The organism is Pseudomarimonas salicorniae, assembly GCF_023156535.1.
Classification (GTDB): Bacteria; Pseudomonadota; Gammaproteobacteria; order Xanthomonadales; family Xanthomonadaceae; genus Pseudomarimonas; species Pseudomarimonas salicorniae.
On sequence record NZ_JALNMH010000015.1, the window covers coordinates 23,915 to 47,273 of the forward strand.

Genomic DNA, 23,359 nt, shown 5'->3' on the forward strand with positions numbered 1-23,359 from the left:
GGATCCGGCACCCCGGCACGGCTGGTCGACGCGGGTGTGTATTCACCGGTGGCGCCCGGCGTGGGCGTGCTCTGACATGGGCGCAGGCGCCCACAGAGCCGCGGAATGATAGTCGCTGGCCCGGCCCCGGGCAAGTATGGGACACTTCTTGCCATGCCCGTGACCATCAAGACCCCCGCTGAAATCGAGGCCATGCGCCACGCCGGCGCCCTGGCGGCCGAGGTGCTGGAGATCATCGCCCCCCACGTCAAGGCGGGGGTGAGCACCGAAGAACTGGACGACATCTGCCACGACCATATCGTCAACAAGCAGAAGGCGGTGCCGGCCAATGTCGGTTACCGCGGGTTCCCCAAGACGATCTGCGCCTCGGTCAACAACGTGATCTGCCATGGCATCCCCAGCCCGGCCAAGGTGCTCAAGGACGGCGATATCATCAATATCGACGTCACCGTCATCAAGGACGGCTGGCACGGTGACACCAGCCGCATGTTCATCGTCGGCGAGGGGTCGGTGCTTGCACGGCGTCTGGTCGAGGTGACCCGCGAGGCGATGTACCGCGGCATCCGCGCGGTGAAGCCCGGCGCCACCCTCGGCGACATCGGCCATGCCATCCAGACCTATGCCGAAAGCGAGCGATTCTCGGTGGTCCGCGAGTACTGCGGCCACGGCATCGGCACGATCTACCACGAGGATCCCCAGGTCCTGCACTACGGCCAGCCGGGGACCGGTCTTCGGCTGGAGAAGGGCATGACCTTCACCATCGAGCCGATGATCAATGCCGGCGCCCGGCATACCCGGTTGCTGCCGGACGGCTGGACCGTGGTGACCCGCGACCGCTCGCTGTCGGCGCAGTGGGAGCACACGGTGGCGGTCACCGAGGACGGCGTCGAGGTGCTCACCCCGCGCGCCGACGACGCAGGATGGCTCTGAGCGCTACCGGCGCGATCGACCTCGAAGCCGCCGCCGCGGCGGGCTGGCGCGATTCGGCGCGCGAGCTGCTGGCCAACGAGGACCGCGAGCTGGCCGTCTCCTTCGACGCCGGTGCCGGCGCCGAGGACCTGCTGCTGCGCCGCTGCCGCGCCGTCGACCAGGTGGTCAAGAGCGCCTGGCGCCAGGTCGCTGGGGAGCCGGCCGGCCTGTCCCTGCTGGCCACCGGAGGCTACGGCCGGCGCGAGCTGTATCCGCATTCCGATATCGACCTGCTGGTGGTCGGCGAGCCGGCCGATCAGGATGCCGGGCAGTCGGCGATCCAGGGTTTCCTCGCCGCGCTCTGGGACATCGGCCTGCAGCCGGGGCACGCCTCGCGCAGCGTCCGCCAGTGCGCCGAGGAAGCCGCCGGCGACCTGACCATCGCCACCGCCCTGCTCGATGCCCGCATGCTGGTCGGCGAGATGCGCGTGCTGGAGGCGCTGCGGGTCGCCCTTTCGGCACCGGACATCTGGCCGGCTGCGGCGTTCTTCGAAGGCAAGCGCGAAGAGCTGCGCCAGCGCCACGCGCGCTACAACGACACCGCCTACAACCTCGAGCCCAACCTGAAGGAGGGCCCCGGCGGCCTGCGTGACCTGCACACCCTGGCCTGGATGGCCAAGCGCCTGTATGGCGTGCATGCGGTCTGCGACCTGCAGCCGATCGGCCTGCTCGGCGCCGATGAGGCGCACACCGTCAGCCGCGAGTACTGGTCGCTGTGCCGTCTGCGTATCGGCCTGCACCTCACCGCCGGACGGCGTGAGGAGCGTCTGCTCTTCGAGCATCAGACCGCCCTGGCCAAACGCCTCGGCCTGCGCGACGAGCACCGCGAGAATCTCGCCGTCGAGCAGCTGATGCAGAGCTACTTCCGCTCGGCCGCACTGGTCATGCGGCTCTCCGAGCGTCTGCTGCAGCGCTTCGAGGAGAGCCTCTCCGGCGAGGTCGACACCACTCCGATCGACGAGCACTTCGAGCTGGCCGGCGGCTATCTGCGGCTGCGCGATCCGATCGGATTCGAGCGCGAGCCGCTGCTGATGCTCGAGCTGTTCGCGGTGTGGCATGCCCAGCCCGCAGCACGCGGCCTGCACTCGGCTACCGCCCAGGCGCTCGGCGAGGCCCTGGATCATATCGACGACGCGTTCCGCCAGCGGCCCGAGGCGCGCGCGAAGTTCATGCAGCTGGTGCGCCTGCCCGACGCCGCCGACACCCTGGCGCGGATGTCCCACCTGGGCGTGCTCGGCCGCTACCTGCCTGCCTTCGGTCGGGTGGCGGGGCGCATGCAATACGACCTGTTCCACGTCTACACGGTCGATCAGCACACGCTGACCGTGCTGCGCAACATCGCCAGTTTCCGCGACGAGGGCTCCAAGCAGCGATTCTCGCTGGCGTATGAGATATGGCCGCGGCTGCGCAAGCCCGAGCTGCTGCTGCTCGGCGGGCTGTTCCACGACATCGCCAAGGGCCGCGGCGGCGACCACTCCGAGCTGGGCGCCGAGGACGCGCGGCGCTTCTGCACCGAGCACGGCCTATCCCAGGGCGACACCGATCTGGTCGCCTGGCTGGTCGAGAAGCATCTCGCCATGAGCATCACCGCGCAGCGCGAGGACATCGCCGACCCCGAGGTGATCAGCCGCTTCGCCCGCCTGGTCGGCGAGCGCGAGCGTCTCGACTACCTGTATCTGCTGACCGTGGCCGACATCGCCGGGACCAGCCCCAAACTGTGGAATGCCTGGAAGGACCGGCTGCTGGCCGACCTCTACGGCGCCACCCGCTTTGCCCTGCGCCGCGGCCTGCGCAACGTCATGCATGCCGAGGAGCGGATTGCCGAGGCGCGCGAGGAAGCGCGTGCCGTGCTGCTCTCGCACGGCATGGATGAATCGGTGATCGACAAGGTCTGGTCCGAATTCCCGAGCGAGAGCTTCCTGCGCTACCGGCCGGCCCAGCTGGTCTGGCAGACCCTCGGCATCGCTGCCGCACCGGGCGGCCGGCCGCTGGCCCTGGTCCGCCCTCACCAGCGACCGGGCGCGCTCGAGGTCTTCGTCTATTGCCCGGATACCGACGGCCTGTTCGCCGCGGTCACCGCCACCCTCGACCGTCTCGGCCTCAACGTGGTGGAAGCGCGAGTGGTGACCTCGACCCGCGGCATGAGCCTTGACACCTTCCAGGTGCTGGACGCGGGCAGCGAGTTCATCTCGCCGGAACGCCGCGCCGCGACGGTGGCCGAATCGCTCTGCGAGACGCTGGCGAAGAGCCCGCTGCAGGTGAATGCGGTGCGCCGGGCCATCCCGCGCCAGCTCAAGCACTTCCGCGTGCCGCTGCGGGTCGAGTTCAATGACAACGATGCCGGTCGCACCGAGATGAGCCTGGTCTGCGCCGATCGTCCCGGCCTGCTGGCCCAGGTCTCGGCCGTCTTCCGTGAAGAAGGCCTGCGCGTGCACGATGCCCGCATCGCCACCTTCGGCGAGCGCGTCGAGGATTTCTTCCAGCTCTCGGACGAGCACGACAATCCGCTCTCGGAAGCCGCCCGCGACTCGCTCTGCGCCGCGCTGGCCGAGGTGGTGGACGAGGGGCGGAAGTAGTCGGCCGGGACCCGGGATTCAGGATTCGTGAGAGCCTCGCATCCCGCGCAGTAGGAGCCAGCTTGCTGGCGATCAGCCCATCCCGACACCGCTCGCCAGCAAGCTGGCTCCTACAATGTCCTTCTCCATCTTGGCGCGCATCCCGATTCCCCATCACCCAACAACCGGAGACCTACCCGTGACCCAGGCCGCCGAACTGCGACCGCTGATCGAGAGCGCCTTCGAGCGCCGTGCCGAACTGACCGCCGCCGAGATCGAGGGCTCGACGCGGCCGGCCGTGGAAACCGTGCTCTCGGCCCTGGAGGCCGGCGAGCTGCGCGTGGCCGAGCCGGCGGCCAAGGGTGGCTGGCAGGTCAATGAGTGGCTGAAGAAGGCGGTGCTGCTTTACTTCCGGGTCAATCCGATGGAGGTCATGGAGGCCAGCCCGGCCACCTTCTGGGACAAGGTGCCGCTGCGCTTTGCCGGCGGCGACGAGGCCGAGTTCCGCCGGGTCGGTGCGCGCGTGGTGCCCGGCGCCGTGGTCCGGCGCGGCGCCCATCTGGGCCGCGATGCGGTGCTGATGCCGAGCTTCGTCAATATCGGTGCGCACGTCGGCGCCGGCACCATGGTCGATACCTGGGCCACCGTCGGCTCCTGCGCCCAGGTCGGCGCGCACTGCCACATCTCCGGCGGAGCCGGTATCGGTGGCGTGCTGGAGCCGCTGCAGGCGAGCCCGACCATCATCGAGGACAACTGCTTCATCGGCGCCCGCTCCGAGGTTGTCGAGGGCGTGATCGTCGAGCGCGGCAGCGTGATCGGCATGGGCGTCTTCCTCGGTCAGAGCACGCGCATCTACGATCGCGCCACCGGCAGCATCAGCTATGGGCGCGTGCCTGCGGGCAGCGTGGTCGTGGCCGGCTCGCTGCCCTCCGAGGACGGGCGCTACAGCCTGTACTGCGCGGTGATCGTCAAGCGCGTCGACGAGCGCACCCGCAGCAAGACCTCGATCAACGAGCTGCTGCGTTCCTAGCTCCGTCCCTCCTCGCCGCCAGGCGGCGGGGCATCGCGCCTGGGCATGCGCTTCTCGACCTGCTTCAGGACCAGCAGGACGACCAGGGTCATCAGGGTGATCGAGGAGGCCAGTGCCGGGTAGCCCAGCCCGGTGCACAGACCGATGCTGGCGACCATCAGCAGTGAGGCCGCTGTGGTCACGCCGTGCACGGTGTCGCGCTCGCGGCTTGCGAAGATGCAGCCGGCGCCAATGAAGGACACGCCGGCCACCACCGCCTCGACCAGGCGCAGGGGGTCGAGGCTCATGATCTCGCGCGAACCCTGCGGCACGTCCACCGCCGACTCGGCGGCATTCGACACCATCAGCTGCACGCTGGAGACGAGGAACGCCGCAGCGCCGGCCACCAGCATATGAGTGCGAAAGCCGGCCGGGCGCGACTTCACTTCACGTTCCAACCCGATCACTCCGCCGAGCAGCATGGCGTAGCCGACCGTTGCTACAGCGCGGATCTCGCCATTGGTGAGCAGGAATTCCATCTCGACCTCCGCCGTCCGCGGCGAGTTCGCCCGGACCTTTCCTAACCAGCCGTTACCTTGCCATCCCGGAAGCCCGGGAGGGCGTGGTCGGAGCCCCGGGTTCAGTCGCGGCTCACCTCGATCCGCTCACCTTCGCGGCCCAGCGGCCGACCCCGACCGGTCGGCGCAGGCACCTTCGGAAAGGAGCGCGGGCCGATGCAGGCAGCAAGCGGCGGCAAGGCTGATGATTTGAATGATGCGCGGCGTGCGCTCGAGCACCTGTGCGTGACGTTGGCCCCGCGCGAGCTGGTGCTGGTCCAGGGCGTCGACCAGAGCCTTGAGGTCCAGGCCTTCGAGGATTGGCCGGATGCGGCCCGGGTCATGTCGGGTTCCAAGCCAGCGCGCCGCCCGGCGCCGGGTCTGCTGGTCCGGCTGGGCGGTGGCCAGAGCGCCGCGCTATGGGTCGGTACGAACGGCGTGGCGCAACGCTCGGCGTTGGACCCTGTCCTGCCTGCCCTGCTGCGGCGCGCTCTGGGCAGCGGGTCGTCCGAAGGAGTGCGCGATGCAATCCACGCCCTGCGGAATGCCCTCAATGGGGTGTCGATGAGCGCCGCGGCGCTGGCGACACGCGGGCTCGCCAGCGTCGAGGCCGAGCTGCTCGCGGATCTGCGGCGGTCGGTCGGCGATGGGCTGCGGGCCTTGTCCTGCCTAGCGGAACGGCTGCCTTCGACGCCTTGAGCCGTGTTCTGGCCGCGTCCCGCGGAACGGCGCCCGTAGTTCAGGCCGCGCGTTTGGCATGGAACGTGGATTTCCTCCCGCGATGTCGCTGTCGACAGACCCCAGAGAAACGCATCGAAGAAGGACTCCGAACATGATGATCCGTGAAGTGATGACCCGGGGCGTGCATACGCTCGAATACTCGGCGAGCCTGCGCGAGGCCGCCCGGCTGATGGCCGAGGAGGACATCGGCAGCGTGCCCGTTGTGCGCGACGAACAGCTGGTCGGCATGGTCACCGACCGCGACCTGGTGATCCGCGGCCTGGCCCGCAGCGTGGCCGAAGACGCTCCGCTGAGCACGGTGATGACGCCGGGCATCCGCTTCTGCTTCGACGATCAAAGCGTCGAGGAGGTCGCGTCGATCATGGCCGAGCTGGGCGTTCGCCGGCTGCCCGTGGTCGACCGGGAGAAGCGCCTGGTCGGTTTCATCTCGCTGGCCAACATCAATGGGGCCGAGAGCCTGCGCGCGCTCGACACGCTGCTCGACGGCGTTGCCACGCCGCATTGACCGGGAGGCCTGTATGCACGTACGTCACGTCTATTCCGCTTCCGATCTCGCCATGGCTGGCGCCTGCGTGGCCGCAGTCCGGCAGATGGGCATCACGGATGATCGCATCTCGGTCTTCGCCCGAGAGGGCGTCGAACTGGCCGAGATCCCAGCCGAGTGGAAGGCCGATGCGCCGACCGACTTCTGCCCCGGCATGCTGCGCGGCGCCGCCGGCGGGGGCGGTGCCGGCCTGCTCGCCGGCACCATCGCCATGGCCATTCCGGCCCTCGGTGTGACAGTGGGCGGGGCAGCCTTGCTCGGCCTTGCCGGGAGCATGATCGGCGCCTGGGCAGGCGCCCTGGTGGGTTCGGCGCTGCCCAGCGAGGTCGAGCGGCGTTACCGCGAGCGCATCGAGGCCGGCGAACTGCTGGTCGTGGTCGACGCCGAGGAGGAGCGCCTGCCTGAGCTCGACTCTCGGATGCTGCGCGCCGGTGCCATCCGCCTCGAGTTCGAGCAGGCGACCGTTCTGAGCTGAGCGTTCCCTCGGGAGATATTCGGATGAGGACCAAGAACTCCAGACCAAGCGGCGATTCCGGGCCGCAGCTCGCCGAGCAGGCCGCCGCGCGCCACCGTGCCCTGCAGGAAGAGGCCATGTCCCGAAACGGCACGGGCGGAAACGGTGCGGACAACGACGACAAGCCCGTCCAGGCCGGCTCGCGCACGCAGCCGGAGAATCCTCTGCCGGGCCAGCACCTGGACAAGCCCGGGTCCGAGGCCGAGCTGAAGCTCGCGCCGCGCTTCAAGGCTCCCGACTACCAAGGTAGCGGCAAGCTGGAGGGGCGCGTGGCCTTGATTACCGGTGGCGATTCGGGCATCGGTCGAGCGGTGGCCGTTCTGTACGCGCGCGAAGGCGCCGACGTGGCCGTGGTGTACCTCAATGAGCACGAGGATGCGCAGGAGACCGCCCGTCACGTGGCGAAGGAAGGCCGGCGCTGCCTGCTGATTCCGGGGGATGTCTCCTCGCGCGAGTTCTGTGATGAGGCCGTCGCCCGAGCCGTGGCCGAGTTCGGACGCATCGATGTGCTGGTCAACAACGCCGCCTTCCAGCAACACGTAGAGCGCATCGAGGACCTGTCGGACGCGCAGATCGAAGAGACCTTCCGTACCAACATCTTCGCCTACCTGTATTTCGCCCGGGCCTGCGTGCCGCACATGGGGGCGGGCAGCGCGATCGTGAACTGCGGTTCGGTCACCGGCCTCGACGGCAGCGGCGGACTGCTCGACTACTCCGCGACCAAGGGCGCGATCCACGCCCTGACCCGCTCGCTGGCCAAGCAGCTCCTGCCGCGGAGCATACGCGTCAACGCCGTCGCCCCCGGGCCGGTCTGGACGCCGCTCAATCCGGCCGACCGCGAGGCCGATGACGTTGCCGAATTCGGCGCCGACAGCGGCATGGGTCGCCCCGCCCAGCCGGAGGAGCTGTCCCCGGCCTTTGTCTTTCTCGCCGCACCCTGCTGTTCGAGCTATATCACCGGCATCGTGCTGCCGGTCACCGGCGAGCCGGACTGAGCGCCGCGCTGCTGACGCCGCCTCTGATTCCCCGGCGCGCCGGGTGCCGGCTCAGCTTTTACCTGCGACGATGACCGGGCGCTTCTGCCCATCCAGGGAGGCGTTCCGCCTCCCGCTTCGTCCTACGGTGGCCACGCTCCGCAGCAGGACGGAGCGCAGGCAGGCGGACCGGCTTCAGTGAACCCGGCTCGAGCCGAACCACAGCGGGTCGTGTCCGCTGTCGGGGTCGAGGTCCAGTGTGCCGCCCATGGCCATCTGCTCCGATACGCGGCGCACCTCGCGCGCGCTGTGCGCGTCGGGCACATCGATCTCGAGCATGCACTCGAGCAGGCCGACGGGCAGGGCCGGCGGAGCCGGCTGGCTTAGGTCGGCAACCGGCCGCGCGCCGTCTTCGTCGGCAATCAGGGACTGGGCGACGAGCGAGACACCGTCGATCCGGGCCAGTCGCTCGACAAGGCGCTGGGTGGTGCCGGGGTCGCTGACGAGGTGGAGCTGCAGGATGGGCATGGACGGACTCCAGTAGGCTATCCAGGGCCGCCGGGGCGCCTGGGCACTGTCAGGGCGGGCAGCTACAGCGCAGCATCTTCCGTGCCAGCACCCGGCCCTCCGGTCACCTGCCCGATCGACCACGGTGCCTTGCGCGACGCATGTCGGAAAGTCCTGCAACGGCGGGAAGATTTTTCCCGCGATCGCATCGCCCGCGATCAGCGTCCTCCGCCCGCGCCTCAGGTCGCCCGCGGGGCGATCGGGCGGAATGCCCGGGCCTGACTGCCACGTCGCACGACCCTCGTTCAGCCAGGCGCCGGTGTCTTGCGGGTCCTGTGGCGGCGAGCTTCGGGGCTGGCTACGCAGCATCCCGGCGCGTACGGACCGCATGCAGTACGGGCTTCTGGAATTCGCGGCGGACTCGCGGCCGCGATGACGCCCGGTCCGGATCGGGGGCGACCCGGCACCCTGCACGGGAACGTCCCGGCGCAGCTGGTACGGCGAAAGTACAGGTTCATGAATCCATCCGCACTTAACAAAGCGTTGGAGCATGTGTTGGTATGGAAGCTGCAATCCGCTCCCTGCCCGGATGACCGGGTGCGCCTATCGGAGCAAGACATGACCAGCAAGAAGCAAGGCGGCCCTTCCCAGGCCGAGCGGAAACAGAGCCCGCAGCGTCACGAGGGTTCCAGCAGCCAGCTGCAGCAGCGTCAGCGCGAGGCCGGCCAGCCGCAGGACAAGGCGCGCGATGAAGAACGCGTCCAGCAGCGCGGTCGTTCGACCGAGCAGCGCTGAGTCCTTGCCCGGCGGGCGGCGCAGCCGCCGCCCGCCAATCGAGCTCTATTTTGCATCGTTTGCAGCGCGGCGCCTTTCAAGGCTGCGCACTGATCGGAGTTGCCAACATGAGTCATCGAAACGACACCCTGCAGTACCGCTACCCGCCGGTTCGCCAGGAGGGCCAGGGTTCGGGCCCTGTGACCTGCGGCGAATACCAGGACTACGCTCACGACTATCACGAAGCCGCCGGACAGGACTGGTCGAACGGCCGCGACCAGGGGCCGTACCGGACCGTGCCGATCCAGGGCCGCTATCGGGTCGAGGAGACCTCCCCTGGCGGATACGGACGGGCCGCCAATGCACAGCAGGAGTTCGGTCCCGAGGCGTATCGCCGGGAAGGTGGGCGTGGCGGCTGGCAGTCGGCCTACCCGTATGGCGGTGGGTCGCGTCGAGGAGCGCAGCCGGGCCGCGGGCCGTCCCGGGACGATCCCACCCAATCCTGGCGCGGGCCGGACCCCTATGGCTATCCGGGCACCCAGGTGCTGGGCGATGCCGCCAACGAGCAGGGTATCGATGAGGGTGAGCCGTATCGCTACGCAGCGCACCGCCTGCGTGAGCACCGACCGGATGCCATGCCGGCGGGCTACGCCGGTGCCCGACAGGGCGAGTTCTCGGGCGGCGGCAATCGCTACGGCGACCCCGTGGCCTCCCAATTGCCCTACGCGTGGAACCAGGGGCCGCGGCGAGCGGCCATCCCGGCCTACCAGTCCGATCATTTCGGTTTCACCGGCCGGGCACCGAAAGGCTATGAGCGCTCGGACGAGCGAATCCGTGAGGATCTCTGCGAGCGCCTCACCGAGGCCGCAGACATCGATCCCAGCGAGGTCAGCATCGAGGTGAGCGGGGGGCGGGTGACCCTGTCCGGTGAGGTCGAGGCGCGCTGGATGCGGCACCAGATCGAGAATCTGGCCGATGCCTGCCCGGGCGTGCGCGATATCGACAACCGGCTGACCGTGGCCTCGGTCCGCTCCCGCCAGCAGGGCCAGGGCGGCGCGTCCAACGGAAACGGCTCACTGGGCAATGCTCAGCGCCAGGGCGCCCAGGCCGGCGAGACGCAGCGCAAGAAGCAGTAGTCTCGGCAAAGCCCGCGCCGACCCGCCCGCCCCGGTGACGGGGCGGGCGGCCTTGCGTCCGGACTCATGCCGGGTCGACGCCGCGGTGCAGGCGGTTGTAGATGGTTTTGACGCTGACACCCAGGGCCCGCGCGGTGCGCGTCTTGTCATGGTTGTAGAAGGCCAGCGTCTTGCTCAGCAGCCGGCGCTCGACTTCCTCGAAGCTCATGCCCACGGTCACCGTGAAGCTGCCGGCGGTCTCCGGCATCGCCTGGCCCCAGCGCACGTCCCGCAGGGGCTCCCGGATGCTGTCGCCGCGGGCGCTGATATAGGCCCGGCCGACCACGTTGCGGAGCTCGCGCACATTGCCGGGCCACGGATAGCGCTGCAGCTGCTGCAGGGCGGTCGGCGTGAACTGCTTGCGGGTGCCGTGCCGCTCGTTGAGCCGGGCCAGGAACAGCCAGGCCAGCGGCGCGATGTCCTCGGGCCGCTCGCGCAGCGGCGGGATCGGCAGCGGAAACTCGCCGAGCCGGTAGTAGACGTCGTTGCGGAAGCTGCCGTCGGCCACCGCCTCGCGGGTGGGACGGTTGGTGGCGGCGACGATGCGCGTGTCTACGGCGATCTCGCTGTCGCCGCCCAGCCGACGCACCGCACGCTCCTCGAGCACGCGCAGCAGGTGGGCCTGCAGGTGGGTCGGCATCTCGGTGATCTCGTCGAGGAACAGAGTCCCGCCAGCTGCCTGCTCGAAGTAGCCGACGTGGCGGCCGGTGGCGCCGGTGAAACTGCCGCGCTCGTGGCCGAACAACTGGCTGCCGAGCAGCTCGGCCGAGACCGCGCCGCAGTTCACCGCGACGAACGGCCCGGGGCGGCCGCTGGCCTGGTGGATGGCGCGGGCGACCAGCTCCTTGCCGACCCCGCTCTCGCCCTGGATCAGCACGCTGGCATCGGTCGGGCCGACCAGGCGGATCTGCCGAAGCAGCTCGGCCAGCGCCGATGACTTGCCGACCAGGCCGAAGCGTTCCCGCTCGGCGTCCTCGTCGCGACCGCGCGCCTGCGCCACCGAGCGGAGCAGGGCGGTGTACTGCGCGGGCTCGATCGGCTTCACCAGATAGTCGGCGCAGGGCGAGCGCACCGCCTGCACCGCCGTCTCGATCGAGGGTGAGCCGGTCACCACCACCACACGGGTATCAGCCTCCTCCAACCGGCGCAGAAGGTCCATGCCGCTGCCGTCGGGCAGTCCAAGATCGACCAGGGCGAGATCAAAGGTCTGCTCGTCGAGCCGGCGGCGGGCCTGCTCCAGGTCCGCTGCAAGGATCGCCTCGAAGCCCTCGGCGCGGGCAATGCAGGCGGCGGATCGGGCGAAGCCGGCGTCGTCGTCGACGATCAGCAGTGTGGGGGCAACAGGCATGGCGCGAGGCATCCGTGAAACGATGCGCCGATCCTGCATCAGCCCGAAGTGCGGGTCGTGAATCTCTCCTGTCCGCGGCTCAGGAAGGAAAAAATTTCCCACTGAGCATGCAGTTTGCCCGCCCGCTCAGCTGCCCAGGCGGGCGTCCATCCACAGCGCCAGGTCACGGATCTCTTCGGCACACACCGCATGCTGCATCGGATACTCGTGCCATTCCACCTGGACGCCCAGCTGCCGCAGCCGCTGCGCGGACAGCGTCCCGGCCTGGTGCGGGACTACCGGATCGAGGCTGCCATGGGCCATGAACACCGGCGTCGCGCGACCGGCATCGGTGCTCTCGGCGGCGGTGGATTCGGCGAGCGGAAGATAGGTCGACAGGGCGATCATGCCCAGCAGGGGCTCCTGGCGGCGTAGCCCGGTGGCCAGGGTGATCGCGCCACCCTGTGAGAAGCCAGCCAGCAGGATGCGCTCGGGCGGCGTGCCGCGTTCGACCTCGCGTGCGATCAGGGTCTCGACGGCCCCGATCGATGCGCGCACCCCGGGCTCGTCCTCGCGGCGCTGGGTGAAGTCCATGCCGAGGATGTCGTACCAGGCGCGCATGTGCATGCCGCCGTTGAGGGTGACCGGCATCACCGGCGCATGCGGAAAGACGAATCGGATCCCCGGCCAGTGCGGGCGCACCAGCTCGGGCACGATCGGGGCGAAGTCGTGGCCATCGGCGCCGAGTCCATGCAGCCAGATGATGCTGTAGCGGGTCTCGGGGCGGGTGCAGGTTTCGATGGTCTCGAGCATGGGCGGGCTTCCGGCGAAACGCCGTAGTGTGCGGCGACACGGCTTCACGCGCCAGCGCGTACGGCGCACAATGCCCGGATGACCCTGGCCCGTTTTCCTGCCTGGCGTCTCGACGACGAGGCGCCGGCATCGCTGATCCGCCAGCAGGGATTCGCCCTGCTCGGCCCCGACGCCACCCGCCGACTGTGCGGCGAGCCGCTGCCCGCGCTGGATACCCTGCCGGCCTTCTGGGGCGACCTGCCGCTGGACGAGCACCTGCGCGATGGTGGCCGCTACCGGCATCGTCGCCACGCCTCGCTGGTGATCCGCCCGCCGGCGATCGAGATCGCTCCGCGCCGGCCGCACTGGCAGCCGCTTGACTACAACGCCCTGCACGGCGGCTTCGAGCGCTGGTTCGCGCCCTGCACCGATCCCTTCCTGGCCGCGCCGGCGCTGCGCTCGCTTCTGCGCGGTCTCGCCGCCACTTTCGCCGAGGTCGCCGGGCATCCGGTTCCCTTTGTCGAGATGCACCAGTTCCGCATCACCACCGCCGACGGCATCGGCCGTCCCACCCCCGAGGGCGCCCACCGCGACGGCGTCGATTTCGTCGCCGTGCTGCTGGTCGACCGGCAGGCGGTGCGCGGCGGTGAGACCCGCGTCTTCCAGGCTGAGGGCATGGCAGGCATTCGTTTCACCATGGAGCAGCCGTGGACCGCCTTGCTACTCGACGACGCACGGGTCATCCACGAGACCACGCCTCTGCAGCCCGATGATGCTGCAGGCTGGCGCGACACCCTGGTCCTGACCTTCCGCCGAGACGGATTTCTCGATCCGAGCTAAAGGCGGAACGATCGGCGTCCTGCCTGGATCGAAGGGGGGCGCCGTCCTCGGCGTTCCGTTCGGTCAGTCGGGCGCAGAACGGGGTGGGTCCGCGCAATGCTCAGGATCACGCGGAGCCCGCAGGCTGTGCGCACTCAGGTGCATGGTCCTGGCCTGGCGCAGCACCGGATCCAGATTGGAGGCCAGCAGGACCTGCTCCAGCCGCTCCCGGCGTTCGGCATCGACGCGCGGCGACAGGTAGAGCCAGACGGCGACGGTCTGCAGGCTGCGTAGCGTGCTCAGGACCTCCGGCCCTGCGCCCAGCCGGTAGAGATGGAAGAGCAGGGTCTCCTTGATGCCGGCGACGGCATCCAGCTCTCCGTCCAGATAGGCCCGGATCAGGGATTGGTAGTCGTCGAACTCGACAATCTTCGCCTCGAGTCCGGCCAGCGCGCTGCGTCGGGAGTTGTGGGTGATGACATGACCGATCCGCTGCGTTGGCGCCGCGTCGTCCGCCGCCCCCTGGATGCGTCCGATCACCACTTCCTCGAGCGCCAGGACCGGGGCGATGCGGACCAGGTGTTTCTCATACCAGGGGTTGATCTCGTTGATGTCGCCCTCGAGCCGGCCGTCCAGCAGGGCCGGCCGCTCCGATTCGTAGTCGACGTAGACGAACTCGACCCGGACGCCGCTCTCCCGCGACAGTGCGCGCAGCACATCGATGCCGATGCCGGCCGGCTGGCAGTCCTGATCGAAGTAGGTCCAGGGCGCGGCCGTACCAAGCAGCAGGCGCAGCGGCGCCGGAGAAGCGGGACAGGCCTGCAGCGGCACAGCGACCAGGAGCATGGCCCCCAGCCAGCGCGGAAACCTCACCGGAAAACCACCGTGCGTTGCCCGTTGAGCAGGATGCGATGCTCCACGTGGCGGCGCACCGCGCGCGAAAGCACCAGCGACTCGACGTCGCTGCCGACGCGGATCAGCTCCTTCGGGCTCATGGCATGGTCGACCCGGGCCACGTCCTGCTCGATGATCGGCCCCTCGTCGAGATCCGGAGTCACGTAGTGGGCGGTGGCGCCGATGATCTTGACCCCGCGCTCGTGGGCCTGGTGGTACGGGCGCGCGCCCTTGAAGCTCGGCAGGAAGCTGTGGTGGATGTTGATTGCCCGGCCGGCCAGCGCGGCGCACAGTCCCGGTGAGAGGATCTGCATGTAGCGGGCCAGCACGACGAGATCGATGCCTTCACGCTCGACCAGGTCGAGCAGGGCGGCCTCCTGCCGCTCCCGGCTGGCAGCGTCGACAGGAAGGAAGTGGAAGGGCACGCCGTAGCTGGATGCCAGCTGTTCGAAGTCGCGGTGGTTGCCGGCCACTGCCACCACGTCCGCCGCCAGCTGACCGCTGCCGACGCGGAAGAGCAGGTCATTCAGGCAGTGCCCCTGCCGGCTGACAAGCACGAGGATCCGCGCCCTCCTGCCGCAGTCATGGAGCTGCCAGTCCATCCCGAAGTCGCTGCCCACCGCGGCCATGGCCGAGCGCAGGTCCTCGACCGCAGCGTCTTCGGGCAGGTCGAAGTGGACGCGCAGGAAGAACCGGCCGGCCTCCGCGTCGCCGTACTGCTGCGCATCAAGAATATTGCAGCCACGCTCGTATAGCAGGCCGCTGATCCTGTAGACGATTCCGGGCCGGTCGGGGCAGGAAAGGATGAGGACGTGATCTGGGCGCGGCATGGAGGCTGGCGGCGGTGGGCAGTGCCAGTGTAGGCCAAACGCGGTGCTCAGCGGAGACCTTGGATGGGCCGCCTTCGCTCGCGTCGCGACCTGTGTTGGGCGGGCCCGCCATGGGCACCGGCCTCTGTCGGCGAGCGGCCGGGCGGAGGTGTTCATCGGTGCGGCGGGGCGGAGATCGGAACCACGGGAATCCGCCGGGTAACCGGTTCGCATCTTCCCGGCCCAGGTCTGCTGCTTCGGGAGCCGGGCCGGGCGCCGCGGTGGCCGATCACGCGGGCTTCGGCAGCGCCGGTTACCGGATCCGTGATGGGTTCGACGCTCGCCCCACGCAACCTGCACGCAGCCGGCAGCGCCGCGTGATACAACAGAGGCAACGCATTGCGTGGCGTGGGCAGGAGATGATGGCCAGTCCCAAGGGCAGTGTCCGATCCAGCGGCCCGGCCCCTGCCGAGGGGGCGGGGCAGAGCGCTGGCGGCCTCGAACTGGTCCGGGCGGAGACCCCGGAGCGGCTCGCTGCTGCCCTGGTCGAGGGACTCAAGGCTGAAGGGATCGCCCGTGAGGCCCTTGTCCTGTGGTCGCTGACCTGGCCTGGCGAGCGCCAGAGCTGGCCGCAGCAGGCCATTCCCGCCGAACGCCTCAAGCTGGCGCAGCGGGCCTTCCTCGCCGACGACGGCCGGGCAGGGCAGGACAGCGGCGCCTGGTCTGCGCGCGTCCTGTCGCGCTGTGCGCAGGGCACCGCGGCCGTTCTGCTGATGCGCCCGGTCGACGAGGCCGCAGACGCGGCGGACGACTCGCCGCTGCTCCAGGTCGCCCGCATCCGCTGGGCCGAGATGCTCGAGCGCGCCCGCCTTACCGACAGCGTGCAGCGCCTCGAACAGGCCGACCGGGTGCAGCGCGCCCTGTTCGCCATCGCCGACATGGCCGCCTCCGATCTCGACATGGGCGAGATGCTGGGCAAGCTGCATCGCACCGTCGCCGGCCTCATGTACGCGGAGAATTTCTTCATCGCGCTGTACGACAAGCAGCGTGACGCGATCCGCTTCATCTACTACGCCGACGTCGCCGACCCCGATCAGGTCGACCCAAGCCGCTGGGTGCCGCTGTCGGACTTCGAGCGCGCCCTGACCTGGTACCTGATCCGCGACGGCCGACCTCTGATGGGCCCCTCGCACGTGCTGCGGCGGCAGGTGTCCGGGCCGCTGCGGCTGGTGGGCAGCGACAGCGCCGACTGGCTGGGCGTGCCGATGCTGGACGGCAACGACGTGCGCGGTGTGCTGGTGGTCCAGAACTATGAACAGGAAGGCTGTTTTACCCTGGCCGACCAGGCCTTGCTGAGCTTCGTCGGCAGCCACATCCTCACCGCCTTGGAGCGCAAGCAGGGCCAGGAGGAAATGGAGCGTCGGGTTGCCGAGCGCACCTCCGAGCTTGCCCGGGAGGTCGAGGAAAGGCAGCGTGGCGAGCGGCTGCAGCAGGCGCTTTTCCGGATCGCGGCGCTGGCCCGCAGCGAGGCCTCTCCCGAGGATGTCTACCGCAGCCTGCACGAGATCGTCGATGGCCTGATCAGCGCCCGCAACTTCTACATCGCCCTGCTGACCGATGACGGACAGCGGATCACGTTCCCGTACTTCGCCGACGAGGCCGAGTCCAAGCCGCCCGAGCGGCAGCTGGGCAACGGCCTGACCGAGTATCTGCTTCGCTACGGCGAGCCGATGCTGCTCGATGGCACGCAGCAGACCTCGCTGGAGCACGACGGCGCATTCCGCGGTGCGGGCGTGCCCTCCCACTCCTGGTTGGGCGTGCCGCTGCGGGATGGCGAGCGCGTGTTCGGTGCAGTGGTCGTGCAAAGCTATCGGAGCGACGTGCTCTACGGCGAGCGTGAGCGCGACCTGCTGGTCTTCGTCGCCGACCAGATCGCGCTCACGATCACCCGGCAGAGGGCCTCCGAGGCGCTGCGCCAGGCCCATGCCGAGCTGGAACACCGGGTCGAGGAGCGCACGCGCGAGCTGCGCCAGCAGATCGCCGAACGCGAGAAGATCGAGCTCCGGCTCAAGCACGAGGTCATGCACGACGCCCTGACCGGCTTGCCCAACCGCGGCTACATGCGCGACCGGCTGGAGCGGGTGATCTCGCGCTGCCGCCGCGATCCCCGCCGGCAGTACGCCGTGCTTTACGCCGACGTCGACCGCTTCAAGATCATCAACGACAGCCTTGGTCACCTGGCCGGTGACGAGGTGCTCAAGCAGGTCGCCAACCGGTTGCTGGGCTGTGTCCGCGAGCCTGACGTGGTGGCGCGTCTGAGCGGTGACGAATTTGCCATCCTGCTTGAGGACATCCCGGGCCCGGAAACCGCCGTGCGCGTGGCCACACGCATCATCGAGTCGATGTCGCGATCCCTGCAGGTGCTCGACAAGGAGATCAACACCTCGACCAGCGTCGGCGTGGCGATCGGCGACGCCCGCTACCGGCGCGCGGATGAGGTCCTGCGCGACGCCGACGACGCCATGTACCGGGCCAAGCGTGGCGGGCGTCATCGCTTCGAGATCTTCGACCCGGCGACCAACCAGCGCGCGCTCGATGTGCTCCAGCTGGAGGTCGATCTGCGCCGGGGCCTCGAGGCGCGAGCTTTCCATCCGCACTTCCAGCCGATCATGCGCCTGGTGGACCGGCGTGTAGTGGGGTACGAGGCGCTGATCCGCTGGCAGCATCCCGAGCGTGGGGTGCTTGCTCCGGCGGCGTTCCTGCCGGTGGCCGAGGAAAGCGGGCACATCGAGGCGATCGATTGGCAGATGTTCGAGCACACGTGCCGTAAGGCCCGTGACCTGCCCAGGGAGCAATACGTCTGTCTCAATGTCGCGCCGCGCTTCCTGCGCCAGCGCGATTTTTCAGAACGCCTCCTGGCCCTGGTGGCCGAGCACGGCCTCGAACCTTCGCAGGTCCGCATCGAGATCACCGAAGGCGCGATGCTGGAGGATCCGGACAAGGTGCGCGAGGCGCTCGAGGTGCTGCGTGACGCGGGGCTGCATGCCGCGGTGGACGACTTCGGCTCCGGCTATTCCTCGCTCAGCCGCATCCACTACTTCCCGCTGCGCATGATCAAGATCGACCGCAGTTTCGTCGCCGATCTCGGCAGTGCCCACGAGGCCGGCAGCCGCGCGGTGATCCGCGCGATCCTCACCCTGGCCCACTCGCTGGGTATGGAAGTCGTTGCCGAGGGCATCGAGACCGAGCAGCAGTGCGAGGCGCTGATCGCCATGGGCTGCGGCCTCGGACAGGGCTACCTGCTCGGACGCCCCGCCGCGCCGCCCTGAGCCCGGCGCCAAGCTTTTCGCCGACGCGCCCTCGACTGTGACCAGCGTCACGAAACGTTGAGCTTTCGTTCAGGCAGGAGTAGGGTCGATGTCACCGGCCCGTGACGGGTGCGGGCCAGGAGGGCCCGGCGCGCGTGACCTGGGGCCATCCTGTCCAGAGCGGCGGTCGTTGCCGGATGCGCTACCGCCGTCACCGGGGAGAGCCGCCACATGCAACGAATCCATCCGCTACTTGCCGGCCTGTTGGCCATGGGCATCGCCAGCGCCTCCAGCGCGGCGCCGCAGGGAGAGCAGTGCGCTCTCCCGCAGGTGGGCAAGGCCATGCAGGGCTATGCGCTGCCCGCGGCCAAGACCCTGCCCGAACACCTCGAAACGATGCAGGCCCTGCACGGCTGGCTGTCGGGCGAGGCGCCCCTGATCCAGGCGGAGAAGGTGATCGAGGCGCCGCTGGATCGCCACGATCGGGCGCGCCTGGGGCTGGAGGACTGCGTGGACTGCGGGCCTCTGGAGGCCGCCGAGCGTCGGCTGCTGGTCGGCATCGGCAAGCCGGTCGGCTTTGCGCTTGATCGCGCCGCACTGCAGTCCAAGCGCGGTCCGACGTCCGGCAGCCTGCGGCGGCACGCCGACGGCGGCTTCACCTGGACGCTTTCACTGCGCTCACCCGGTGCCGCCGGCCTGCGCGTCGGCCTTGGCGGACTCGACCTGCCGGCCAACGCGGCGCTGTACGTGTACAACGACCGCGGCGAGGCATTCGGTCCCTACATCGGCCGTGGGGTCGAGGCCAGCGGGGAACTGGTCACCAACATGGTCAGCGGCGACCTGGTCCATCTGCAGCTGCAGGTGAGCGGTCCCTTGCAGAAGGGCGAGACGCTCGGCTTCAGGGTGGAGGAGCTCGGACACATCAGCGCCCGCTTCGATCTTGCACGACGGCTTGATGCCTCGTTCTCCCAGGACAAGCTGCACTGCACCTCGGGCCGCGTCAATGCCGACTGCGTCGAGAACGCCGAATGCGCGAACTCCGGTGATTTCGCGCCGCTGGAAGACGTGCAGAAGGCGATCGGGGCCATGCTCTACCGCTCCGGCGGCGGCTACTACATCTGTACCGGCGGACTGATCGCCAATGCTGCCGGGGACCCCCTGTTCCTCACTGCCAACCATTGCCTGAGCAAGGGCAACGAGGCGAAAAGCCTCGAGGTCTACTGGAATCACACCGTGCCCTGCGGCACCCGCGACTGCGCGGCCGCCTGGGAAGTACAGGGGCGGGCAAGCGAAGTGGGCTCGAGCCTGCTGGCGAGCAACCGCAGCAGCGACTACACCCTGCTCCGGCTCAGTTCGACCCTGCCTTCCGGCGCCTATGCCCTGGGCTGGAACAGCACCCCGATCGCCAACGCCGGCGGTCTTCCCCTTTATCGCGTCAGCCATCCGAGCGGCGCGCCGCAGGCCTACAGCACGCAGGTGGTCTACACCGGCGGCGGCACCTGCAACTCCCTGTCGCGCGGCAACTTCATCTACAGCACCGATACCTTCGGTTCCACCGAAGGGGGCAGTTCGGGCTCGCCGGTGCTGAATGCCGCCGGGGAAATCGTCGGTCAGCTTTACGGCGCCTGCGGTAGCAACCTCAACGACGTCTGCGACGCGCAGAACAACCGCACCGTGGACGGCGCGTTTGCCGCCTACTTCCCGGCCGTGGAGTCGTTCCTCACGTCCGGCGGAGGCGGCGGTGGTGGAGGCGGTGGCGGCGGGGAGTTCACGCTCAGCGCCAGCGGCTTCAAGATCAAGGGCCAGTGGGCCGCGGATCTCAGCTGGTCGGGCAGCAGTGCTGCGGACATCGACATCTATCGCAATGACTCGCGCATCGCTACGGTGCCGAACAGCGGTGGCTACCGGGACGAGACCTCGTTCCGCGGCGGTGGTTCGCTGACCTACAAGGTGTGCGAAGCGGGCACATCGACCTGCACAGCCCCGGTTACGGTCAGCTTCTGACGCGCTTCACCGACCAGGGGTCGTGTGCAAGAAGGCCGCCTCGGGGCGGCCTTCTTGTATCCGCAGGAAGGCGCTTCGGCGCGAGAGAGCCGGCGCGGCGCTAGCGGTTGGAAAGCGCTGTGCTGCCCGCCTGCAGCTCCACCGGCAGCTCGATCTCGTTGCCTTGGCGCCAGATGCGCAGGGTCACGGTGCTGCCGATCTCGTGCTCGTCCAAGGAAGCAAACAGTTCATCAAGGGAGTCGACCTCGCGACCGTTGACGGCAAGGATGGCGTCGCCGATGTCCAACCCACCGTCGCGGCGCATCAGCGCTCCACGCAGGCCGGCGCGGGCGGCGGCGGAGTCGGGCTGAACGCCGAGCACGAACACGCCCCTGACCCCGGTCTCGCGGCTGAGCCGGTCGTTCAGTCCGGCGTGCACCTCGATGCCGAGCACCGGGCGCAGATAGCGGCCGCTGCTGATCAGCTGCGGCACCACGCGGTTCACGGTGTCGACCGGCACCGCGAAGCCGATGCCGGCGGAGGCCCCCGAGGGGCTGAAGATCGCGGTGTTGATGCCGATCAGGCGGCCGGCGGAGTCGAGCAGCGGGCCGCCCGAGTTGCCGGGGTTGATGGCGGCGTCGGTCTGGATCAGGTGCTCGATGCTGCGGCCGTTCTCGGCCGGCAATGAACGGTCGAGGGCGGAGACGATGCCGGTAGTCAGGGTCCAGTCCAGCCCGAACGGATTGCCGATGGCGAACACTTTCTGCCCGACGCGCAGGTCGGCGCTGCTGCCGACCGGCACCGGTGGCGGCGGCTCGAAGCCCACTCCGATGCGCAGCACCGCGATATCGTGATCGGGGCTGGCGCCGACCAGGGCGGCGCGGTAGTCGCGGCCATTCGAGAGCCGCACGGTGGCCTCGCTGGCGCCGTCGATGACGTGCCAGTTGGTGACCACATGGCCACGCTCGTCCCAGACGAAGCCCGAGCCATTGCCGCGGGGCACCGACATCACGTTGCGCGTCCAGTAGTCGCGCACGTTCTGACGGGTGCTGATGAAGACCACCGAGTCCTTGGCCGCCTCGAACAGGGCAATCGTCGACTGCTCGTCGGCGGCCAGATCGCCGCGTGGGCTGACCGTGCGCGGCGTGGCCTCGGGGCGCGGTGCGACGGCCGGCCAGAGCAGGGTCAGCAGCCAGGCTCCGACCAGGGCCCAGAACACCCAGATGATTGCGCGCGGCACGCTGTTGCCCATGGCTGTCTCCTTGCGATTCAACTCCCGAAATGGCCGTTATGCGGCACACTTCAAGCTTCGGACAGCCTGACACGAAGGCTGTGTTCAGTTGGCGAGGAGTTGCCATGACCGGCGTCGCATTCAAGCAGGTTGATGTGTTTACCCGGGTGCCCATGCGCGGCAACCCGGTGGCCGTGGTGCTGGACGCCCGCGGTCTCGATGGCGAGGCGATGCAGCGCATCGCGGCCTGGACCAATCTTTCCGAGACCACCTTCGTGCTGCCTCCCGAGTCGGCCGAGGCCAGCTACCGCGTGCGCATCTTCACCCCGATGCAGGAACTGCCCTTCGCCGGCCATCCCAGCGTGGGCACGGCCCACGCGCTGCTCGAGGCCGGACTGCTGCATCCCGATTCGCAGGGCGGTCTGGTGCAGGAGTGCGCGGCCGGTCTGCTGCCGGTGCAGGTCCGGGGTGAGGGCGCAGACCGCCTGGTCCGGGTGCGTGCGCCCGCTGCGCGGGCTATCGAATCGCAGCCCAACTGGCAGCCCTTGATCGACCACGCCCTCGGCGACCTGCCGCGCGGGGCGCTGCAGCCTGCGCTCTACGACAACGGCCCCCGCTGGTGGCTGGTGGAGCTGTGTGATGAGGAGGCGCTGCGCGGCCGGAAGCCGGATCTGGCCGGTGTCGCCGCACTCTGCCGGAGCAGCTCGGCGGTGGGTCTCGCGGTGTTCGCAGCCGCCCGCAGCGATGACTTCCAGCGTGTCGTGCGTGCCTTCTGTCCGGCCGACGGCATTCCCGAGGACCCGGTTACCGGCAGCGCCAATGCCGCCATCGCCGCCTACCTCGTCGACAGCGGCCAGCTCCGCGCCGGCGATCGCTACATCTCCAGCCAGGGACGCGAACTGGACCGCGACGGCCTCGTCCATGTCGCCATCGAGCCGGATGGCGTCTGGATCGGCGGGCACTCGGTTACCGTCATCGACGGGCGCTTCTCCGCCGGCTGAGCGCCGCGGTCGGGGGAGGGGACGCTCCGGGCGCGAAGTGCGCATTCGCCCCGGTGCATCAAATGGGCTGATGTTCTGTGGGAGTGCCCTTGGGCGCGACCGGGGCGATCCGCTCTGGCCGCGGTCTGAGGTGAATCCGTAGCGCCGCGGTCGCGCCCAAGGGCGTTCCCACAGTCGGGCTTCGTTGGGCGTCAGCGAGCCCCATAGGGTATGACCGGTGCGGCCAGCCGCACCCTATGAATGTCTGCTTCGCGCCCAACGCACGCCTTAGCGTTCCGCCTCCCGTGAAACCGCTCGCGACTACGCCTGCTGCCGTACGCCTTCGCCGCCGCTGCGCCGTGCGAAGAAGGCGGCGACCAGGCTGACCGCGACGCCGATGACGAAGACGGTGGCAAACATCACGGCGGCCTGAAGCGGGCGGTTGAAGAACAGGGACTTCATCGATTCGATCTCGGCGACCCGACGGGCCGATTCGGCGGCATCGAGACCGGGGTCGCGGGCCTGGGCGAGGTAGAACTCGATCAGGGCTTCGGGCAGGGCGTCACCGGCCAGTGCGTAGAAACCCCAGGTGGCAAGACCGAAAATCAGCCCGGCGACGGCCGAGACGCCCACGCCGACCCCGAGCAACCGGCCGTAGCCCAGGGGGCCTCGACGTTGCTGTTCGTGGCGCATGGCGAACCAGGTGGCGGTCATGCACAGCACCATGCTGGTGTAGCCGATGACCTCGCCGACCCTCATCCATTCCGGACGCAGGCCGAAGATCAGGTAGGGACCGAACATCGGCAGGCAGAGCAGGCCGCCTGCGATCAGCCCGTAGCGGATGGTGGGATGCATGGGTATCTCCGGAAAGTCTGGGGGCCCTGAATCTAGTCTCCG

At 69.2% G+C, this 23,359-nt stretch carries 21 protein-coding genes; 13 read left to right on the forward strand and 8 right to left on the reverse strand.

Features of this window, described 5'->3' with window-relative positions; genetic code table 11:
• Positions 1 to 105 precede the first annotated feature (105 nt).
• The 3 genes from map to dapD all read left to right on the forward strand — a co-directional run bounded on the left by map (position 106) and on the right by dapD (position 4,554).
• Positions 106 to 930: a type I methionyl aminopeptidase gene (map, locus tag M0G41_RS16365; RefSeq protein WP_425511268.1), complete on the forward strand. Its 825-nt coding sequence runs from the start codon at positions 106 to 108 to the stop codon at positions 928 to 930.
• On the forward strand, positions 921 to 3,545 hold the full coding sequence (glnD, locus tag M0G41_RS16370; protein ID WP_248211045.1) for a [protein-PII] uridylyltransferase: 2,625 nt from the start codon (positions 921 to 923) through the stop codon (positions 3,543 to 3,545). The genes map and glnD overlap by 10 nt, the downstream gene beginning before the upstream one ends.
• Before the next feature lie 115 nt (positions 3,546 to 3,660).
• Positions 3,661 to 4,554: a 2,3,4,5-tetrahydropyridine-2,6-dicarboxylate N-succinyltransferase gene (gene dapD, locus M0G41_RS16375; RefSeq protein ID WP_248211046.1), complete on the forward strand. Its 894-nt coding sequence runs from the start codon at positions 3,661 to 3,663 to the stop codon at positions 4,552 to 4,554.
• On the opposite strand, the gene M0G41_RS16380 is transcribed toward dapD, so the two are convergent.
• The gene (locus M0G41_RS16380) at positions 4,551 to 5,072 is read right to left on the reverse strand and encodes an MgtC/SapB family protein (RefSeq protein ID WP_248211047.1); all 522 of its coding nucleotides are present in this window, start codon (positions 5,070 to 5,072) and stop codon (positions 4,551 to 4,553) included. The genes dapD and M0G41_RS16380 overlap by 4 nt on opposite strands.
• A 195-nt stretch (positions 5,073 to 5,267) precedes the next feature.
• On the opposite strand from M0G41_RS16380, the gene M0G41_RS16385 reads away from it, so the two are divergent.
• The 4 genes from M0G41_RS16385 (at position 5,268) to M0G41_RS16400 (ending at position 7,884) form a co-directional block, all read left to right on the forward strand.
• Positions 5,268 to 5,789, forward strand: a complete 522-nt coding sequence (locus tag M0G41_RS16385; RefSeq protein ID WP_248211048.1) for a hypothetical protein — start codon at positions 5,268 to 5,270, stop codon at positions 5,787 to 5,789.
• Between the two features lie 133 nt (positions 5,790 to 5,922).
• Positions 5,923 to 6,336 carry a CBS domain-containing protein gene (locus M0G41_RS16390; RefSeq protein WP_248211049.1) on the forward strand — a complete coding sequence of 138 codons (414 nt, stop codon included), beginning with the start codon at positions 5,923 to 5,925 and terminating at the stop codon, positions 6,334 to 6,336.
• 13 nt (positions 6,337 to 6,349) lie between these two features.
• Positions 6,350 to 6,850, forward strand: coding sequence for a hypothetical protein (locus M0G41_RS16395; RefSeq protein ID WP_248211051.1), 501 nt, complete (start codon positions 6,350 to 6,352; stop codon positions 6,848 to 6,850).
• A 23-nt stretch (positions 6,851 to 6,873) separates the two neighbouring features.
• Positions 6,874 to 7,884, forward strand: coding sequence for an SDR family oxidoreductase (locus M0G41_RS16400; protein WP_248211052.1), 1,011 nt, complete (start codon positions 6,874 to 6,876; stop codon positions 7,882 to 7,884).
• A gap of 174 nt (positions 7,885 to 8,058) precedes the next feature.
• Here the strand turns inward: M0G41_RS16400 and M0G41_RS16405 are convergent, their stop codons facing one another.
• Complete coding sequence (locus M0G41_RS16405) at positions 8,059 to 8,391, reverse strand: hypothetical protein (protein WP_248211054.1); 333 nt, start codon at positions 8,389 to 8,391, stop codon at positions 8,059 to 8,061.
• Between the two features lie 597 nt (positions 8,392 to 8,988).
• On the opposite strand from M0G41_RS16405, the gene M0G41_RS16410 reads away from it, so the two are divergent.
• Complete coding sequence (locus tag M0G41_RS16410; RefSeq protein WP_248211055.1) at positions 8,989 to 9,165, forward strand: hypothetical protein; 177 nt, start codon at positions 8,989 to 8,991, stop codon at positions 9,163 to 9,165.
• A gap of 107 nt (positions 9,166 to 9,272) precedes the next feature.
• Positions 9,273 to 10,280: a BON domain-containing protein gene (locus M0G41_RS16415; protein WP_248211057.1), complete on the forward strand. Its 1,008-nt coding sequence runs from the start codon at positions 9,273 to 9,275 to the stop codon at positions 10,278 to 10,280.
• Between the two features lie 64 nt (positions 10,281 to 10,344).
• Here the strand turns inward: M0G41_RS16415 and M0G41_RS16420 are convergent, their stop codons facing one another.
• Both M0G41_RS16420 and M0G41_RS16425 read right to left on the reverse strand, forming a co-directional pair.
• Positions 10,345 to 11,667 (reverse strand): sigma-54-dependent transcriptional regulator, encoded by a 1,323-nt coding sequence (locus M0G41_RS16420; protein WP_248211058.1) that lies wholly within the window; start codon positions 11,665 to 11,667, stop codon positions 10,345 to 10,347.
• Positions 11,668 to 11,793: 126 nt separating this feature from the next.
• Positions 11,794 to 12,459, reverse strand: coding sequence for an alpha/beta hydrolase (locus tag M0G41_RS16425; protein WP_248211059.1), 666 nt, complete (start codon positions 12,457 to 12,459; stop codon positions 11,794 to 11,796).
• Positions 12,460 to 12,537: 78 nt separating this feature from the next.
• Between M0G41_RS16425 and M0G41_RS16430 the strand changes: the two genes are divergently transcribed.
• Positions 12,538 to 13,278, forward strand: a complete 741-nt coding sequence (locus M0G41_RS16430; protein ID WP_248211061.1) for a 2OG-Fe dioxygenase family protein — start codon at positions 12,538 to 12,540, stop codon at positions 13,276 to 13,278.
• 63 nt (positions 13,279 to 13,341) lie between these two features.
• On the opposite strand, the gene M0G41_RS16435 is transcribed toward M0G41_RS16430, so the two are convergent.
• Together M0G41_RS16435 and purU are read right to left on the reverse strand one after the other, a co-directional pair.
• Positions 13,342 to 14,103: a substrate-binding periplasmic protein gene (locus M0G41_RS16435; RefSeq protein ID WP_248211062.1), complete on the reverse strand. Its 762-nt coding sequence runs from the start codon at positions 14,101 to 14,103 to the stop codon at positions 13,342 to 13,344.
• A 23-nt stretch (positions 14,104 to 14,126) separates the two neighbouring features.
• The gene (gene purU / locus M0G41_RS16440; protein WP_248211064.1) at positions 14,127 to 14,981 is read right to left on the reverse strand and encodes a formyltetrahydrofolate deformylase; all 855 of its coding nucleotides are present in this window, start codon (positions 14,979 to 14,981) and stop codon (positions 14,127 to 14,129) included.
• A gap of 401 nt (positions 14,982 to 15,382) precedes the next feature.
• Between purU and M0G41_RS16445 the strand changes: the two genes are divergently transcribed.
• Together M0G41_RS16445 and M0G41_RS16450 are read left to right on the forward strand one after the other, a co-directional pair.
• A complete protein-coding gene (locus M0G41_RS16445; RefSeq protein WP_248211065.1) occupies positions 15,383 to 18,289 on the forward strand; it encodes an EAL domain-containing protein in 2,907 nt (968 codons plus the stop codon).
• 210 nt (positions 18,290 to 18,499) lie between these two features.
• Entirely contained in the window at positions 18,500 to 20,272 is a 1,773-nt protein-coding gene (locus M0G41_RS16450; protein WP_248211066.1) for a trypsin-like peptidase domain-containing protein, read from the forward strand.
• Between the two features lie 100 nt (positions 20,273 to 20,372).
• Here the strand turns inward: M0G41_RS16450 and M0G41_RS16455 are convergent, their stop codons facing one another.
• Positions 20,373 to 21,503 (reverse strand): S1C family serine protease, encoded by a 1,131-nt coding sequence (locus tag M0G41_RS16455; protein WP_248211067.1) that lies wholly within the window; start codon positions 21,501 to 21,503, stop codon positions 20,373 to 20,375.
• Between the two features lie 104 nt (positions 21,504 to 21,607).
• On the opposite strand from M0G41_RS16455, the gene M0G41_RS16460 reads away from it, so the two are divergent.
• Complete coding sequence (locus M0G41_RS16460) at positions 21,608 to 22,483, forward strand: PhzF family phenazine biosynthesis protein (RefSeq protein WP_248211068.1); 876 nt, start codon at positions 21,608 to 21,610, stop codon at positions 22,481 to 22,483.
• A 300-nt stretch (positions 22,484 to 22,783) separates the two neighbouring features.
• Here M0G41_RS16460 and M0G41_RS16465 read toward each other — a convergent pair whose 3' ends face one another.
• Positions 22,784 to 23,317 carry a DUF4199 domain-containing protein gene (locus tag M0G41_RS16465; RefSeq protein ID WP_248211069.1) on the reverse strand — a complete coding sequence of 178 codons (534 nt, stop codon included), beginning with the start codon at positions 23,315 to 23,317 and terminating at the stop codon, positions 22,784 to 22,786.
• Positions 23,318 to 23,359 lie beyond the last annotated feature (42 nt).